Here is a 15,141-nt window from a genome sequence, read left to right on the forward strand (position 1 = left end):
GAGTGACGCCACCGGTCATGTTGCCAAAGGCCAAGGGCAAGGTGACAAAGATCAAACCAGGGCCAGAACTCGGGTCGAGTCCGTTGGCAAATACGATCGGGAAGATTGCCAGCCCTGCCACCAACGCAAACACTGTATCCAGAATGATGACGGTACGGGCTGTACTGAGCAAGTTGACCTCTGCACCCAGATAAGAGCCGTAGGCCATCATGATGCCCATCCCGAGAGACAACGTGAAGAATGCCTGTCCCATGGCGGCCAGTACTACATCGCCCCCAAGCGCGCTCCAATCCGGGTTGAACATGAAACTTATCGCCTCACCGAAGTGCCCCGAGAACAGGCCATAGCCCACCAGCACCACGAGGATGATACCCAAGGCTGGCATCAACGTGCGCACGGCGCCCTCAAGACCCGCTTTAACACCTCGAGCAACGATACCGATGACCAGCACCATGAATATCGAATGCCATAGCAGCAGCGTGCTTGAGTCGGCCAGTAGGCCGTTGAACAGTTCACCAATGGCATCCGCATTTTGACCGCTGAAATCCCCAGTAACGGAACTTAGCGTATAGGAGAGGGACCAGCCTCCGATCACGCTGTAAAACGACAGGATGATAAAAGCCCCTAGCACACCGCTGATGCCCACCACGGTCCAGGCCTGGCTTCGCCCTTCCTGTCTGGCCATGTCTGCCATAGTGTTGATAGGGTTTTTCTGGCCGCGCCTTCCCAACAGCCATTCAGCAACCAAAATAGGCAAACCAACCAGTGCGATACAGATCAGATAGACAAGAACGAACGCGGCACCGCCGCTTTCGCCCACCATGTACGGAAATTTCCAGATATTGCCCAGACCGACCGCAGAGCCGGTCGCCGCCAGAATGAACGTCAGCTTGGAAGACCACTGCGCGTGGGTTATTTTTGCCATGTTGTACCTTGATGTCGCATGACGTCACTGCTCGTTTGGAAAAAGCGACGTATCGTATTGTTGTTGACTCGTGCTATGGGGCGCACGGACATAAGTTCATGACAAAACTATCCGATGATGAGTCCGATGACCAGTCTGAAACGATGCATTGGCAGTGCGAAGCGTCAAAAAAGCGATGTTTGTCGTTCACCAGGAAAGTCAGGAAGATTAGGTAACGCTTTTACTCGAGAGAGCAATGAATGAAAGTGTCGTGCCAGCTGAGGCGCCTGACGATTGTCTGGAGTATGCACAAATAAGAAAGGGGTTTTCCCCTGTTTTATCCACAGGGAAAAGCATTCCACCCATGGGTCGAAGTAGCGTTCATTTATCGTTTTGTCAAGATGCCCAATAAATCGAACGATCGGTGAACTTGCCGTGGAAAGCACGTGCAATGGGCGTTTGGGCTTTTCACCCTGCGCCTTGAGAAGCCTCGAATCGCCATTGGCTTGTGTCGAGAACAGTGCTCGAACATCGAGCATGATACGATCGACTCGATAAGTTATCAACAAGCGGTTGAGTTGCTGTTCTGCATCTCCTTTGTGGAAAAATTCACTGGCGCGCACCTCGACGGCACAGGGAACCGTGCTGGGCCAGCGTTCGAGTAACACAGACAAATTAGGCAACTCGCCGTATCCGAAATCTCGGGGCAGCTGAATCATTATTGGACCCAACCGGTCATGCAGCGGCGATAAACGGGCAATGAAATCGTCGAATTCATCCTCGATCCCTACCAATCGCTTGTCATGGGTCAAACGAGCGGGCAGTTTGAAGCAGAAACGAAAATCTTTGGGCGCCTGGCGGGCCCAGGCCAGAACGACCTCTTCACGCGGAGCACCGCTATAAAAGGTGGTATTGCCTTCAACACAGGGGAAGACCCGAGCGTACTCCTCGAGAAATGTCTCCGACGGCGTATGGCGGGCATAAAGCCCGCCACGCCAGTCGCTATTGGCCCACATGGGCAGGCCAAGATGCAGTGTTTTCATTCAGCCCCGTTCGATGATTATTCGACGGTCACCGACTTGGCCAAATTACGCGGCTGATCGACATCGGTGCCCTTGAGTACCGCCACATGATAGGAAAGCAGCTGCAACGGCAGGGTATATAGGATCGGCGCAAGGGCGTCGTCGACGTGGGGAAGACGCAAGACTCGAACCCCTTCGCTTTCCTTGATATTGACTTGCTCATCGGCAAAGACAAAGAGCTCACCCCCTCTAGCACGCACTTCCTGAAGATTGGACTTGAGCTTATCGAGCAGTTCATCGTTCGGCGCAACGGAGATGACTGGCATTTCGCTGTCAACCAATGCTAGCGGACCATGCTTGAGTTCGCCGGCAGGATAGGCTTCAGCATGAATATAGGAAATCTCCTTGAGTTTCAATGCGCCTTCAAGTGCAATCGGGAAATGCGCACCACGGCCCAGGAACAACGCATGATGCTTTTCGGCAAACTCCATGGACAACGCTTCGATATCACTATCCAGCGTCAACACTTGCGTGACTAGACGAGGTAATGAGCGCAGTGCCTGGACGATTCGTGCCTCGTCTTCCTCGTCCATGCCGCGCACATGCCCTAGACCTAGGGTCAGCAGCATCAATGCGGTCAATTGGGTGGTAAAAGCCTTGGTGGAGGCGACGCCAATTTCGGGTCCAGCCTGAGTCATCAATGTCAGATCGGATTCACGCACCAGCGAACTACCGGGGACGTTACAGATGGCCAAGCTACCGATATAACCACTATCCTTGGCAAAACGCAGGGCTGCAAGAGTATCCGCAGTCTCCCCGGACTGGGACAGCGTGACGAATAAAGTACCTTCCGGGACCACCACCTGCCGATAACGATATTCTGAAGCCACCTCGACCTGGGTGGGCACACCGGCGTATTTTTCCAACCAGTAACGCGCCACCATGCCGGCATGATAGCTGGTACCACAAGCGATGATGTGGATTTGCTTGACCTTGGCGAATAGGGCCTCGGCTTCGGTTCCAAAGCTATTGACCAATACATGACGCTCGGAGAGACGCCCTTCAAGGGTGGCAGCAATCATGTGAGATTGCTCATGAATTTCCTTGAGCATGAAGTGACGATAGTTTCCTTTGGAAGCAGCGCCGTCGCCATGCTCGAAGATCTGTATCGGCCGTGTCTGTGGCTCACCGGTAGTGTCGAAAACAGTGATATCGCCACCTTTGGATAGACGTACCAGATCACCTTCCTGCAAATAGACGAAGCGATCGGTAACCTGCAGTAGCGCGAGAGGGTCAGAGGCAAGAAACGCCTCTTCGATACCGACTCCGACCACCAGCGGGCTGCCCTTGCGTGCGCCTATGATGGTATCTGGTTCGGCTTTGTGCATGACTGCCAGCGCGTAGGCACCCTCCAACAGCGCTATGGCACTGCGTACCGCGCTTAGAAGGTCCTGAGATAGCGTGAATTCACGGGATAATAGATGTGCAACGACTTCGGTATCGGTCTCCGAGGTAAATACGTATCCCTGACCTTCCAGCTCATCCCGTAGAGATTCGTAATTCTCGATAATTCCGTTGTGAACTACCGCCAGGCTCTCACCGGATTGATGCGGATGAGCGTTTTGCTCACTGGGTCGACCATGAGTGGCCCAACGGGTATGAGCAATACCTACCTGGCCAACGAGAGGTGCTTCGACCAGGCGCTCTTCGAGCATTGCGACCTTCCCCACCGCGCGCTGGCGATTTAGCCGTGCGTCTTCAGACACGATCGCCATACCGGCGGAGTCGTAGCCGCGATATTCCAAACGCTTCAATCCTTCCAGCAGGATTCCCTGAACGTTACGCCCGGCTACTGCTCCGACGATTCCACACATCGTGCTGACTCCTTCATGTTATTGCTTAGGGTTTTTTTGGGGACGCTGCCAATTCTGTTTGCTCATCTGACGCCCACGAGTTAACGCCAGGGTGCCTGCTTCCACGTCCTTGCTTATGGTAGAACCAGCACCAATGGTAGCGCCTTCTCCCACCTTGACGGGTGCCACTAGCGCCGTATTGGAACCAATAAAAGCACGGCTCCCTATTTCGGTTAGATGCTTGTTGGCACCATCGTAGTTACAGGTAATGGTTCCGGCCCCGACATTGACCTCTTGTCCCAGACGGGCATCCCCAACGTAACTGAGATGATTGATCTTGGCGCCTTCACCAAGTATGGCGTTCTTGGTTTCAACGAAATTGCCGATCTTGGCGCCTTGGGCTAAACGTGTTCCGGGTCTTAACCTTGCGAATGGGCCTATCTGACTCTTTCCTTCGATTACGGCGCCGTCCAGCACACTATGCGCCTCTATCACGCTAGCGGTTCCAATCCGGCTATTGCGAATCACACAGTAGGGACCTACTCGCACGCCGTCTGCGAGTTCTACCTCGCCTTCAAATACACAGCCCACATCGATCTCGACATCATGACCACAGCGAAGGCTGCCCCGTACGTCCAGGCGCGCCGGATCCGCCAAAGCTACGCCGTCGGTCATGAGACGAATTGCTTCCTCAAATTGAAAAGCGCGTTCGAGATGGGCCAATTGCGCTCTATTATTGACGCCTTCTACCTCTACGGGAGTGGCCGGCTGTGCACTGGCAATGGTGACGCCTTCTGCAGCTGCCATGGCAATTACGTCGGTGAGATAGTATTCGCCCTGTACATTCTCGGCAGAAAGCTGAGGTAGCCAGCGGCGTAGCTGCTCGGCCGTCATCGCCATGATGCCGGTATTGCATTCTGTAATGGCACGCTCTGCCTCGGAGGCGTCCTTGTGTTCGACGATCGCTACGGCACGACCTTCACTGTCACGCTTGATACGGCCATAGCCTGCAGGATCGTCCAGGGTCACGGTCAACAGTGCCATACGCTGTTCATTCACCTCATCGAGCAGCGCTGCAAGGGTCTCGCGACGAATCAACGGTACATCGCCATAGAGCACCAGTACCTTGCCATCCGCAAGCTTATCCATCGCCTGAGCCACAGCATGACCAGTGCCCTTCTGTTCGGTCTGTAACGCAAATTCCACCGGATAGCCCGCAAGGCTTTCGCGGACCTGATCACCGCCGTGGCCAACCACTACATGCAATCGGCTAGCACCAAGATCCGCTGCGGTATCGATTACATGGCGCACCATCGGCTTACCCGCCAATTCATGCAATACCTTGGGTTTTTTCGAGCGCATGCGGGTGCCTTGTCCCGCTGCCAGAATTACAATATCAAGCGTCATGCTCATCCTTTAACCGTTTCTTTGATCGCGTTCATTCTAGGGTCCCAAGGAAGCGCATACCAATGTATAAGCCTCGTCTAGACCAATGCGTGATAAAACTCAGTTGCTTACATTAAATTACATTTGAATCGGAAAAGCTACACTCTTAACTTCCTAATCATGCACGTTCAGACTATTAACCTAGTAATTCCAACAAAAAAATGCCCCAGAGAGTTTTACTCTCTGAGGCATCTTTTCTAGTACCGATTATAGAGGCAGAGCTAGCCTCGTCCGCCCTTTTTGCGTAACTGTTCAAGGGTACGCAATTGAGCAACCGCTTCCGCCAGTTCTACTGCAGCACGAGAATAGTCCATCTCTGAATGCTGCTCGTTGATCGAACGCAGGGCTTCCTTGCGGGCCTCTTCGGCTTCGACCTCATCAAGATCATCTGCCCGCGTGGCAGTATCTGCCAGTACCGATATTATTTTCGGCTGTACCTCAAGAAAACCACCGGTGACATAGTAAATTTCCTCGTCACCGTTTTCACGCATCACCCGCAGCGGGCCCGGTTGCAGTTCGGTCATCAAGGGCGCGTGGCCAGGAAGAATTCCCAGATCTCCCACCTTGCCAGCTGCGACAAGTTGAGTGATTTCGCCAGAGAAGATCGACTGTTCGGCGCTGACGATCTCGCATTGGAAGCTGTTCGCCATACCTTAATCCTCTAACATGAACGGCTTCACTTCATGTTGTTGGCTTTCTCGACGGCTTCGTCGATGGTACCAACCATGTAGAAAGCCTGTTCCGGCAACTCATCGTATTCACCGTTCAGGATGCCCTGGAAACCACGGATGGTGTCCTTGAGGGATACGTACTTGCCTGGTGAACCGGTGAACACTTCGGCAACGAAGAACGGCTGGGAAAGGAAGCGCTGAATCTTACGCGCCCGGTTCACCGACATCTTGTCTTCGTCGGAGAGCTCGTCCATACCTAGAATTGCGATGATGTCCTTGAGTTCTTTGTAGCGCTGCAACACGTTCTGCACGCCACGAGCAGTCTCGTAGTGTTCATCGCCCACGGTAAGCGGATCGAGCTGACGCGAGGTGGAATCTAGCGGATCGATGGCTGGATAGATCCCGAGCTCCGCAATAGAGCGCGCCAATACAACCGTAGCGTCCAAGTGAGCAAAAGTGGTCGCCGGTGATGGGTCGGTCAGATCGTCCGCCGGAACATACACCGCTTGCACGGAAGTGATCGATCCAGTCTTGGTCGAGGTGATACGCTCCTGCAATACCCCCATCTCTTCGGCCAAGGTCGGCTGATAGCCTACCGCGGAAGGCATACGTCCCAACAGTGCCGAGACTTCGGTGCCCGCCAGGGTATAGCGGTAGATGTTATCGACGAACAACAACACGTCACGCCCATCGTCACGGAACTTCTCGGCGACGGTGAGACCGGTCAGTGCCACGCGCAGGCGGTTGCCCGGCGGCTCGTTCATCTGGCCGTAAACCAACGATACCTTGTCGAGAACGTCAGACTCCTTCATCTCATAATAGAAGTCATTCCCTTCACGGGTACGCTCACCGACCCCGGCAAACACCGAGTAGCCGCTGTGTTCCGTCGCGATATTACGGATCAGCTCCATCATGTTGACGGTTTTGCCAACGCCCGCGCCACCAAACAAGCCAACCTTACCGCCCTTGGCGAACGGGCAGACCAGATCGATGACCTTGATACCGGTTTCCAGCAGCTCGTTGGAGGCTGCCTGTTCGGCATAGCTTGGCGCTTTACGGTGAATCGGCATACGTTCCTGCTCGCCGATCTCGCCCGCCTCGTCGATCGGCTCGCCGAGTACGTTCATGATCCGGCCCAGCGTTTCCTTACCCACTGGAACGGAAATGGCAGCACCGGTATTCTCCACCTCGAAGCCACGCTTCAAGCCTTCGGTAGAGCCCATGGCAATGGCTCGCACCACGCCATCGCCCAGCTGCTGCTGGACCTCGAGAACGGTCCCGGCTTCCGAGACCTTAAGCGCGTCGTAGACCTTGGGCACTTCGTCCCGCGGAAACTCTACGTCAATCACCGCGCCGATGATTTGTACGATACGTCCGCTCATCTTGGTTCCTCTTAAATACCTGCAAATGAAACCTGCTTGGCCTTATCAGGACTCAGACCGCGGCGGCCCCGCTCACGATCTCGGAGATTTCCTGGGTAATGGCTGCCTGGCGGGCCTTGTTATAAACCAGCTGCAGATCGTCAATCAGGTCGCCGGCGTTATCCGTTGCGTTCTTCATCGCGATCATCCGCGCTGCCTGCTCGCACGCTGCATTCTCAACCACCGCCTGATAAACCTGAGATTCGATATAGCGTATCAACAGCCTATCGAGCAGCTCCTTGGCGTCCGGCTCATATAGATAGTCCCAGCTACTGGACCGCGTCTCTTCGTCGTCTTCCTCTTTCATAGCGACCAGAGGTACCAGCTGACGAGCGATGGGCTTCTGAGTCATGGTGTTGACGAACTCGTTGTACACCACGTATAGACGATCCAGCTCACCTTCGTCATAGGCATCCAGCATGACTTTGACGCTACCAATCAGGTCCTTGGTCTCTGGCGCTTCGCCTATGTTGCTCTTGGCCGCCATGAGATTACCGCCGTAGTTGCGGAAAAAGGTGCCTGCTTTGCTGCCTATGGCAACGAAACTAAGTTCGACACCTTTGTCGCGCCATTGTCGGGTTTCCTTGAGCACCGTCTTGAACAGATTAACGTTCAAGCCCCCGGCTAGACCACGGTCGCTGGAAACGACGATGTAGCCTACCCGTTTGACCTCCCGTTCGATCATGTAATCATGGCGATACTCAGGATTGGCCTTAGCGATATGGCTCACCACATGACGAATTTGCTTGGCATAGGGTTGGCTTGCCGCCATCCGCTCCTGCGCTTTGCGCATCTTCGATGCAGCCACCATTTCCATGGCACTGGTAATCTTCTGGGTATTTTTGATGCTCCCTATTTGAGAGCGAATCTCTTTTGCCGCTGCCATTGCGATCTACCTCATTCATGACACTCAGAGAAATTACTGGCCCGGAAAGCCGGACCAGTAACGTTTACCAGGACTGAGTGCTCTTGAATTTCTCGAGACCGGACTTGAGACCGTCCTTGATCTCGTCGTTGTAGTCGCCGGATTCGTTGATCTTGTCAAGCAGCTCACTATGCTCCGACTTCATGTAGTCATGCAGGGCCGCTTCGAAATCAAGTACCTTGTCGACTTCGACGTCGTCCAGAAAGCCCTCGTTGGCAGCAAACAGCGACAGCGCCATCTCCGCCAAGGACATCGGCGAATACTGCTTCTGTTTCATCAGTTCGGTAACACGCTGACCGTGCTCGAGCTGCTTACGCGTCGCTTCATCGAGATCCGAGGCAAACTGGGAGAATGCCGCCAGCTCACGATACTGAGCTAGCGCCAGACGTACGCCACCACCAAGCTTCTTGATAATCTTGGTCTGGGCGGAGCCACCGACACGAGAAACCGACAGACCAGCGTTGATTGCCGGACGAATCCCTGAGTTGAACATACTCGTCTCAAGGAAGATCTGACCGTCGGTGATCGAAATCACGTTAGTGGGTACGAAGGCCGACACATCACCGCCTTGAGTTTCGATCATCGGCAGTGCCGTCAGGGAGCCAGTCTTACCGGTGACTTCGCCGTCGGTGAATTTTTCCACGTAGTCGGCATTGACTCGAGCAGCCCGCTCAAGCAAACGCGAGTGAAGATAGAAGACATCACCCGGATAGGCTTCCCGGCCCGGAGGACGCTTGAGCAGCAGGGATATCTGGCGATAGGCCCAAGCCTGCTTGGTCAAATCGTCGTAAATGATCAACGCATCCTGACCACGGTCGCGATAATACTCGCCCATGGTGCAGCCGGAATAAGGCGCCAGAAACTGCATGGCAGCCGGATCCGCGGCACCTGCGGCAACCACGATGGTGTGCTCCATGGCGCCGTGTTCTTCGAGTTTGCGCACAACGCTTGCGATGGTCGACTGCTTCTGGCCCACCGCCACATAAATACAGGTAACGTTCTTGCCTTTCTGATTGATGATGGCATCGATTGCGATGGCGGACTTACCGATCTGGCGATCGCCGATGATCAACTCACGCTGACCGCGACCAATCGGGACCATGGCATCAATGGACTTGAAACCGGTCTGGATCGGCTGATCGACGGACTGTCGGGTGATGACACCCGGGGCCACCTTTTCTACCGCATCCGTCAGCTTGGCATTGATGTCACCTTTGCCATCGATGGGGCTACCCAGAGCATCAACCACACGCCCCGTCAGCTCGGGACCTACCGGCACCTCAAGGATGCGCCCGGTACACTGAGCGGTCATGCCCTCTTCGAGCTGTTGATAGTCGCCAAGCACAACGGCACCGACGCTATCGCGCTCAAGGTTGAGCACCATACCGAAGATACCGTTGGGAAATTCGATCATCTCACCAAACATCGCATCTGCCAGACCATGAATCTGTACGATGCCGTCGAAGACGCTGACGATGGTGCCTTGATTACGGGCTTCGGAGGCAACATCCAGCTTTTCGATACGCTGTTTGATGATGTCGCTGATCTCGGAAGGATTTAATTGCTGCATGCCGTGTCCCTCAAGCTCAGACGGAAAGCGCATCGCGTAGACGGGCCAATCGACCGCGTACCGAGCCGTCGATGACGGTATCGCCGGCACGCAGGATGACGCCGCCCAGCAGGGCGCTATCCACCTGAGTGGTAATGGAGATTTCGCGATTCAGGCGCTTGGCCAGAGCACTCGCGAGCTTGTCTTCCTGCTTGTCGTCCAGCGGAAAGGCGGAAACGATGGTGACATCCATGCGCTTCTCCTGCTGGGCCTTGAGCAGTTCGAATTGCTCAGCGATGTCCGGCAGTGCCATCAAACGATTTCTTTGCGCGAGGGTCCGCACTAAATTGCGTCCCTCTTCGTCCAATGCCTTGCCACATACATCAATGACCGCATCTGCCTTTTCCTCGTCGGATAGTCGAGGATTGCCCAGAATACTGGTCTGCATGTCGTCGTTGGCGGCCACTTGAGCCATCAATTTCAGCATATCGGACCAGGCCGCGAGTTTTTTCTTGGACTGGGCTAGTTCAAATGCCGCCTTGGCATAAGGTCGGGCAACGGTAGACGTTTCAGCCATGGATCACCTCCTCAAAGCTCGGTGGCAAGCTTGTCGACGAGTTCACGATGCTTTTTCTCGTCGATGGAGGATTCCAGGATACGCTCGGCCCCCTCGATGGCGAGTCGCGCAACTTGCGCACGCAACTCTTCCTTGGCGCGATTGATTTCCTGCTCTATTTCAGTACGAGCGTTGGCAATCATGCGTTCGCCTTCCTGGCGTGCGTTATCGCGCGCCTCTTCGACCATCTGGTTCGAACGCTTATGGGCTTGTTCAAGAATTTCCGCTGCCTGCCCCTTGCTTTCGCGCAACGTCTCGTCGGCCTGTTCTTGAGCCATTTCGAGGTCACGATTAGCACGGCTGGCAGCATCCAGGCCATCAGCAATCTTTTTCTGGCGTTCCTGCAGAGCCTGCATGACCGGAGGCCATACATACTTCATGCAGAACCAGACAAAGACCGCGAAGGCAATGGCCTGACCGATCAGGGTAAGGTTCAGATTCACGCCAGCACCTCTCGCTTCACAGTTTTAGGGTTAGAGTCACGGGGTCGCACCGACCGGCCGCGAGTTAACCGACAAACGGGTTGGCGAAGGTGAAGAACAGTGCGATACCCACACCGATCATGGTCACGGCGTCAAGCAGGCCAGCAACGATGAACATCTTAACCTGCAGCTGCGGGATCATTTCCGGCTGACGCGCAGCGCCTTCCAGGAATTTGCCGCCAAGGATACCGAAGCCGATGGCGGTGCCCAACGCACCCAGACCAATCAGCAGAGACACGGCGATGGCGGTCATGCCCAGAACTTGTGCTTCCATGGTTTACTCCAGTTTAGGTTCAAGTGGTTTAACGGTCAGAGATTACGGGTTTACAACTATCAGTGTTCTTCTGTCGCCATGCTCAGGTAGACGATCGTCAGCATCATGAAAATGAATGCCTGTAGCGTGATGATCAAAAGGTGAAATACAGCCCACGCGAAGTGCAGTGGCAGCTGCCATAGACCTATTGCCGCGATCAGAATGAAGATCAGCTCACCGGCGTAGAGGTTACCGAATAGACGAAGCGCCAGTGATACCGGCTTGGCGAGCAGAGTCACCAGCTCGAGCAGCAGGTTGACCGGAATCAGGAATATCATGGCAATCTTGCTGGGTGCATTGAAGGGATGCAGCGTCAATTCGCCAATAAAACCGGATACCCCCTTGGTGCGAATCGCATAGAAAATGATCAGTGCAAATACCGCAAGCGACATCCCAAGCGTGGCGTTGACATCAGTAGTGGACACGACCTTGAAGTAGACGTGGGCTGGGTCGGCATTGAATACCAATACACCGATCTTTTGCGCCAGCATGGGTAAAAAGTCTACCGGCACTAGGTCCATCAGATTCATCAGAAAAATCCAGCAAAAGATCGTCAATGACAGAGGCGCAATCAGCCTGCTCTTGCCATGGAAGGTCTCCTTCACCGAATTGTCGACGAACTCGACCATCAATTCGACGAAATTCTGCAAACCGCTTGGCACGCCGGTGGTAGCGGTCTTCGCAGCCTTGCGAAAGATCCATAAAAAAAGAATGCCTAAACCGATCGACCAGCCCATTGTATCGAGATGAATGGCCCAGAATCCCATATCAGCCGCTTCGGTAGCGGAGTGAGCAATCGACCACCCATTGTCGGGATGATGGCCAAAAGTGAGGTTCTGCAGGTGATGCTGGATATACTCCGTCGTCGTCAGATTACTGCCTGCCATTGCATAGCCTCGATATCAGGTGGCCTGAGGTTCACGCAGTAGCCAGGGCCCCAACCACTGAGTGAACAATGTCGCCACATAAGCGCCAAAGAAGAAAGCGGGATTTGAGGGCGGCACTGTCACGAACACCAGCGTGAACAGTGCCGCCGTCAAAACAAACTTACCGGCTTCAGCACGATAGAAGCTCTTGACGATATTCTGTGCAAACTGCGCTCCCTGATAACGAAAGGTGCGCCAAGCGAAGTAAACATTAGGCAACCAGCACACCAGACCACCGAGTAACGCTGAGATTGCTGCTGCTGCTCCGGCAGCAACTGCACAGATAGCCATCGTAAATACGATGAAACCTAGCTGAACAAGCAGAAGACGCATGAATCGAGGGCGCTTGAGTCGGGCCGGTACAGAAGGATGCATGTGTCGTATCTCTTGTACTCCACGAATCTCGTTCGCTTGTGGAGCCGCCAGTGCTAGACCTCGGCGGATTATAGGGAAGCCCCGTTGAGCCTTCAACCGAACATGGACTAAATCACGCGAACTATTGAGAACTTACGACCAAAGGGCAACGGATGTCAGGTAAAAACGTTCTCAAGCTAAATTAATTTTCATCAATAGTGCTTTGCTAAATGTCATTTGATGTGGCCCAGGATACCGTCCAGCTCATCGAGACTTGCGTAGCGAATGGTGACTCGTCCCTTGCCACTGCGGCCATGCTGTATGCGCACTGGAGCGCCTAGTAGTTCACCTAACTGGTTTTCCAGTCGGGTTACATCGGACGATGGCTGTGCTTGCTTCTTGGCTGCAGGTTTGCCTTCTTGAAGCTGTTTTACGAGTGTTTCGGTCTGACGTACGGTAAGGTCCTTGTTGACTACTTCATGGGCTGCCTTGCGCTGTTTTGCCGCAGTCAGTACCAGTAGTGCCCGGGCATGTCCCATATCCAGATCGCCACGCTCTAGCAGCGTCTGTACCTCGGGATCCAACGCCAATAGACGCAGCAAATTGGTAACTTGAGTCCGGGACTTGCCTACCGCATCCGCGACCTGCTGTTGGGTCAGCTCGAACTCATCGAGTAACCGCTTGAGAGCTGCTGCCTCTTCGACCGGATTGAGATTCTCTCGTTGAATGTTTTCGATCAGGGCTAGCGCCAGTGCGCTCTGGTCGCTGATGTCACGCACGACGGCAGGAATGGTATCGAGTTCGGCAAGCTGAGCCGCTCGCCAACGCCGTTCGCCGGCCACGATTTCGTATCGATCTTCACCGATCGGACGCACCACTATCGGCTGCATGACGCCTTGGGCACGAATCGAATCGGTCAGTTCTTCCAGCGCCTCGGGCTGTATCTCGCGGCGTGGCTGATACTTGCCGCGAACAAGCTGGCCAAGAGGCAAGCGTAACAGACGTTCGTTTTGCTCAGAGACGTCCAGGGTCTGCTCGACACTCTGCGATGTATCCATCTGACCATCCGCATCAAGCAGGTCGCGACGGCGGGCGTTGGCGCCAATCAAGGCGTCCAGGCCTCGGCCCAGTGCGCGTTTACGAGTCATGAGCATTCCTTCAATGCGGTTTTCGACATCATAACGAAAGACGACGAATCAGTTCCTTGGCCAATACCCGATGTGCCTGGCTGCCCCTGGAAAAACGGGCATACTTGGTCACCGGTAAGCCATGGCTTGGCGCTTCTGCCACTCGCACGTTGCGCGGAATCGTGGTCTTGAGCAGGGTATCGCCGAAGTAATCCCGCAGCTGCTTGCTGACATCCCGGGTCAAGCTATTTCGGTTATCGAACATGGTACGCACGATACCAAAGACTTGAAGCGCTGGGTTCACGCTGGCTTGAATCTGCTCCACGGTATCAAGCAGTGCGGACAGTCCTTCCAATGCGTAGAACTCGCACTGAAGTGGAATCAAGACCCCGTCCGCAGCAGTCAAGCCATTGACGGTAAGCATGTTCAGTGAAGGTGGACAGTCGATCAGCACGACATCGTACTCGCTGGCAACATTCTTGATGGACTCGTGCAGACAGCGCTCACGGCCTTCTCGATCGAGCAGATCGACCTCGGCGGCAGTGAGGTCAGCGTTGCCCGGTAGCAGCGCATAGCCGGCATCGGGGCAATCGAGAATCACCTCTGCCGCCGGCTTCTCCCCAAGAAGTACATCAAGCACGCTTCCATCGAGTTCGTGCTTGTCGATGCCGCTGCCCATGGTGGCATGCCCTTGCGGATCAAGATCGATAAGCAATACACGGCGATCGAGTGCCGCAAGGCATGCTGCCAGATTGACCGTCGTGGTGGTCTTGCCAACGCCACCTTTCTGATTGGTCAAGGCAATGATTTTGGTCACGCAAGACTCCCTTACCGACATTGATCCCGACTTGCTTTACTCTTGCCGCGCACTTCTAACCGGTACGCCCAAGTCTTAATAAATGGCGATTCGCACTATCACCGGGCACCTGTAAAACCTGTTGCTCCCGCAAAACAATCGATGCGGGCAGACTGGCAAGTTCGTCTTCGTTAACACGCCCTTTCATCGCCAACCACTCCCCATCCGGTTTCAACAAAGGATCCGTCATGAGAACGAAGTCGGCCAAACTGGCGAAGGCGCGTGAGATCACCTGATCGAATTCAGGTGCGACAAACCGCTCCACTCTCTGCTGGACCGCGGTGACGTTGCCCAACTTCAACTCGAGAATGGCCTGACGTTGAAAGCGTACCTTCTTGCCATTACTGTCGAGCAGAGTTACGTCAACCTCAGGCTTGAGAATGGCGAGTACCAGCCCCGGCAGACCAGGGCCTGCCCCGACATCCAGCAACCGTGGCCCAGTGACTGCCTGCAACACGGCAGCACTATCAAGCACATGCTTGATGACCATCTCATCTAATGATCGTACCGCGGTGAGGTTATAGGCGCGGTTCCACTTGTGCAACAACGCAAGCAGTTCCAGAAGCCGTTGCAGCGCAAGCTCTTCGGCAACGATACCCAGCTGGGCAAGCCCCTCTTCGAGTTGTCGATCGATACTAGCGCTCATGCACTCTTCGCAGGCCGATTGTCGAGCAGA

The 15,141-nt window shown here is 54.6% G+C and carries 16 protein-coding genes; all 16 read right to left on the reverse strand.

What is annotated here, in order from left to right; genetic code table 11:
* On the reverse strand, positions 1 to 925 hold a 925-nt coding region (locus tag CH74_RS17085; RefSeq protein ID WP_048308753.1), incomplete at its 3' end, for a sodium-dependent transporter.
* Positions 926 to 1,089: 164 nt separating this feature from the next.
* Positions 1,090 to 1,947: a DUF72 domain-containing protein gene (locus CH74_RS17090; RefSeq protein WP_048308754.1), complete on the reverse strand. Its 858-nt coding sequence runs from the start codon at positions 1,945 to 1,947 to the stop codon at positions 1,090 to 1,092.
* A gap of 17 nt (positions 1,948 to 1,964) precedes the next feature.
* A complete protein-coding gene (gene glmS / locus CH74_RS17095) occupies positions 1,965 to 3,800 on the reverse strand; it encodes a glutamine--fructose-6-phosphate transaminase (isomerizing) (protein ID WP_048308755.1) in 1,836 nt (611 codons plus the stop codon).
* Positions 3,801 to 3,818: 18 nt separating this feature from the next.
* Complete coding sequence (gene glmU, locus CH74_RS17100; protein ID WP_048308756.1) at positions 3,819 to 5,186, reverse strand: bifunctional UDP-N-acetylglucosamine diphosphorylase/glucosamine-1-phosphate N-acetyltransferase GlmU; 1,368 nt, start codon at positions 5,184 to 5,186, stop codon at positions 3,819 to 3,821.
* 260 nt (positions 5,187 to 5,446) lie between these two features.
* Positions 5,447 to 5,875, reverse strand: coding sequence for a F0F1 ATP synthase subunit epsilon (locus CH74_RS17105; protein ID WP_048308757.1), 429 nt, complete (start codon positions 5,873 to 5,875; stop codon positions 5,447 to 5,449).
* Between the two features lie 26 nt (positions 5,876 to 5,901).
* Positions 5,902 to 7,278 (reverse strand): F0F1 ATP synthase subunit beta, encoded by a 1,377-nt coding sequence (gene atpD / locus CH74_RS17110; protein WP_048308758.1) that lies wholly within the window; start codon positions 7,276 to 7,278, stop codon positions 5,902 to 5,904.
* Positions 7,279 to 7,330: 52 nt separating this feature from the next.
* Positions 7,331 to 8,203, reverse strand: a complete 873-nt coding sequence (gene atpG, locus CH74_RS17115) for a F0F1 ATP synthase subunit gamma (protein ID WP_048308759.1) — start codon at positions 8,201 to 8,203, stop codon at positions 7,331 to 7,333.
* A 64-nt stretch (positions 8,204 to 8,267) separates the two neighbouring features.
* Positions 8,268 to 9,812 carry a F0F1 ATP synthase subunit alpha gene (gene atpA / locus CH74_RS17120; protein ID WP_048308760.1) on the reverse strand — a complete coding sequence of 515 codons (1,545 nt, stop codon included), beginning with the start codon at positions 9,810 to 9,812 and terminating at the stop codon, positions 8,268 to 8,270.
* A gap of 16 nt (positions 9,813 to 9,828) precedes the next feature.
* The gene (locus tag CH74_RS17125; RefSeq protein WP_048308761.1) at positions 9,829 to 10,368 is read right to left on the reverse strand and encodes a F0F1 ATP synthase subunit delta; all 540 of its coding nucleotides are present in this window, start codon (positions 10,366 to 10,368) and stop codon (positions 9,829 to 9,831) included.
* 11 nt (positions 10,369 to 10,379) lie between these two features.
* Positions 10,380 to 10,850, reverse strand: coding sequence for a F0F1 ATP synthase subunit B (locus tag CH74_RS17130; protein ID WP_048308762.1), 471 nt, complete (start codon positions 10,848 to 10,850; stop codon positions 10,380 to 10,382).
* Between the two features lie 64 nt (positions 10,851 to 10,914).
* Positions 10,915 to 11,163 (reverse strand): F0F1 ATP synthase subunit C, encoded by a 249-nt coding sequence (gene atpE, locus CH74_RS17135; protein WP_011508579.1) that lies wholly within the window; start codon positions 11,161 to 11,163, stop codon positions 10,915 to 10,917.
* Positions 11,164 to 11,222: 59 nt separating this feature from the next.
* Complete coding sequence (gene atpB / locus CH74_RS17140; protein ID WP_048308763.1) at positions 11,223 to 12,089, reverse strand: F0F1 ATP synthase subunit A; 867 nt, start codon at positions 12,087 to 12,089, stop codon at positions 11,223 to 11,225.
* A gap of 15 nt (positions 12,090 to 12,104) precedes the next feature.
* Positions 12,105 to 12,503: an ATP synthase subunit I gene (locus CH74_RS17145; RefSeq protein WP_048308764.1), complete on the reverse strand. Its 399-nt coding sequence runs from the start codon at positions 12,501 to 12,503 to the stop codon at positions 12,105 to 12,107.
* Between the two features lie 212 nt (positions 12,504 to 12,715).
* The gene (locus CH74_RS17150; RefSeq protein ID WP_048308765.1) at positions 12,716 to 13,630 is read right to left on the reverse strand and encodes a ParB/RepB/Spo0J family partition protein; all 915 of its coding nucleotides are present in this window, start codon (positions 13,628 to 13,630) and stop codon (positions 12,716 to 12,718) included.
* A 28-nt stretch (positions 13,631 to 13,658) separates the two neighbouring features.
* Positions 13,659 to 14,426: a ParA family protein gene (locus CH74_RS17155; RefSeq protein WP_048308766.1), complete on the reverse strand. Its 768-nt coding sequence runs from the start codon at positions 14,424 to 14,426 to the stop codon at positions 13,659 to 13,661.
* Between the two features lie 55 nt (positions 14,427 to 14,481).
* Positions 14,482 to 15,111, reverse strand: a complete 630-nt coding sequence (rsmG, locus tag CH74_RS17160) for a 16S rRNA (guanine(527)-N(7))-methyltransferase RsmG (RefSeq protein WP_048308767.1) — start codon at positions 15,109 to 15,111, stop codon at positions 14,482 to 14,484.
* Positions 15,112 to 15,141 lie beyond the last annotated feature (30 nt).

It is taken from the genome of Halomonas sp. PR-M31 (assembly GCF_001039575.1).
Lineage (GTDB): Bacteria > Pseudomonadota > Gammaproteobacteria > Pseudomonadales > Halomonadaceae > Modicisalibacter.

Bases quoted from the DNA above. Each gene is read 5' to 3' on its own strand.
- glmS (WP_048308755.1), bottom strand. From the start codon at position 3,800: ATGTGTGGAATCGTCGGAGCAGTAGCCGGGCGTAACGTTCAGGGAATC.
- atpD (WP_048308758.1), bottom strand. From the start codon at position 7,278: ATGAGCGGACGTATCGTACAAATCATCGGCGCGGTGATTGACGTAGAG.
- glmU (WP_048308756.1), bottom strand. From the start codon at position 5,186: ATGACGCTTGATATTGTAATTCTGGCAGCGGGACAAGGCACCCGCATG.
- atpG (WP_048308759.1), bottom strand. From the start codon at position 8,203: ATGGCAGCGGCAAAAGAGATTCGCTCTCAAATAGGGAGCATCAAAAAT.
- rsmG (WP_048308767.1), bottom strand. From the start codon at position 15,111: ATGAGCGCTAGTATCGATCGACAACTCGAAGAGGGGCTTGCCCAGCTG.
- CH74_RS17150 (WP_048308765.1), bottom strand. From the start codon at position 13,630: ATGACTCGTAAACGCGCACTGGGCCGAGGCCTGGACGCCTTGATTGGC.
- CH74_RS17145 (WP_048308764.1), bottom strand. From the start codon at position 12,503: ATGCATCCTTCTGTACCGGCCCGACTCAAGCGCCCTCGATTCATGCGT.
- atpE (WP_011508579.1), bottom strand. From the start codon at position 11,163: ATGGAAGCACAAGTTCTGGGCATGACCGCCATCGCCGTGTCTCTGCTG.
- atpA (WP_048308760.1), bottom strand. From the start codon at position 9,812: ATGCAGCAATTAAATCCTTCCGAGATCAGCGACATCATCAAACAGCGT.
- atpB (WP_048308763.1), bottom strand. From the start codon at position 12,089: ATGGCAGGCAGTAATCTGACGACGACGGAGTATATCCAGCATCACCTG.
- CH74_RS17125 (WP_048308761.1), bottom strand. From the start codon at position 10,368: ATGGCTGAAACGTCTACCGTTGCCCGACCTTATGCCAAGGCGGCATTT.
- CH74_RS17105 (WP_048308757.1), bottom strand. From the start codon at position 5,875: ATGGCGAACAGCTTCCAATGCGAGATCGTCAGCGCCGAACAGTCGATC.
- CH74_RS17090 (WP_048308754.1), bottom strand. From the start codon at position 1,947: ATGAAAACACTGCATCTTGGCCTGCCCATGTGGGCCAATAGCGACTGG.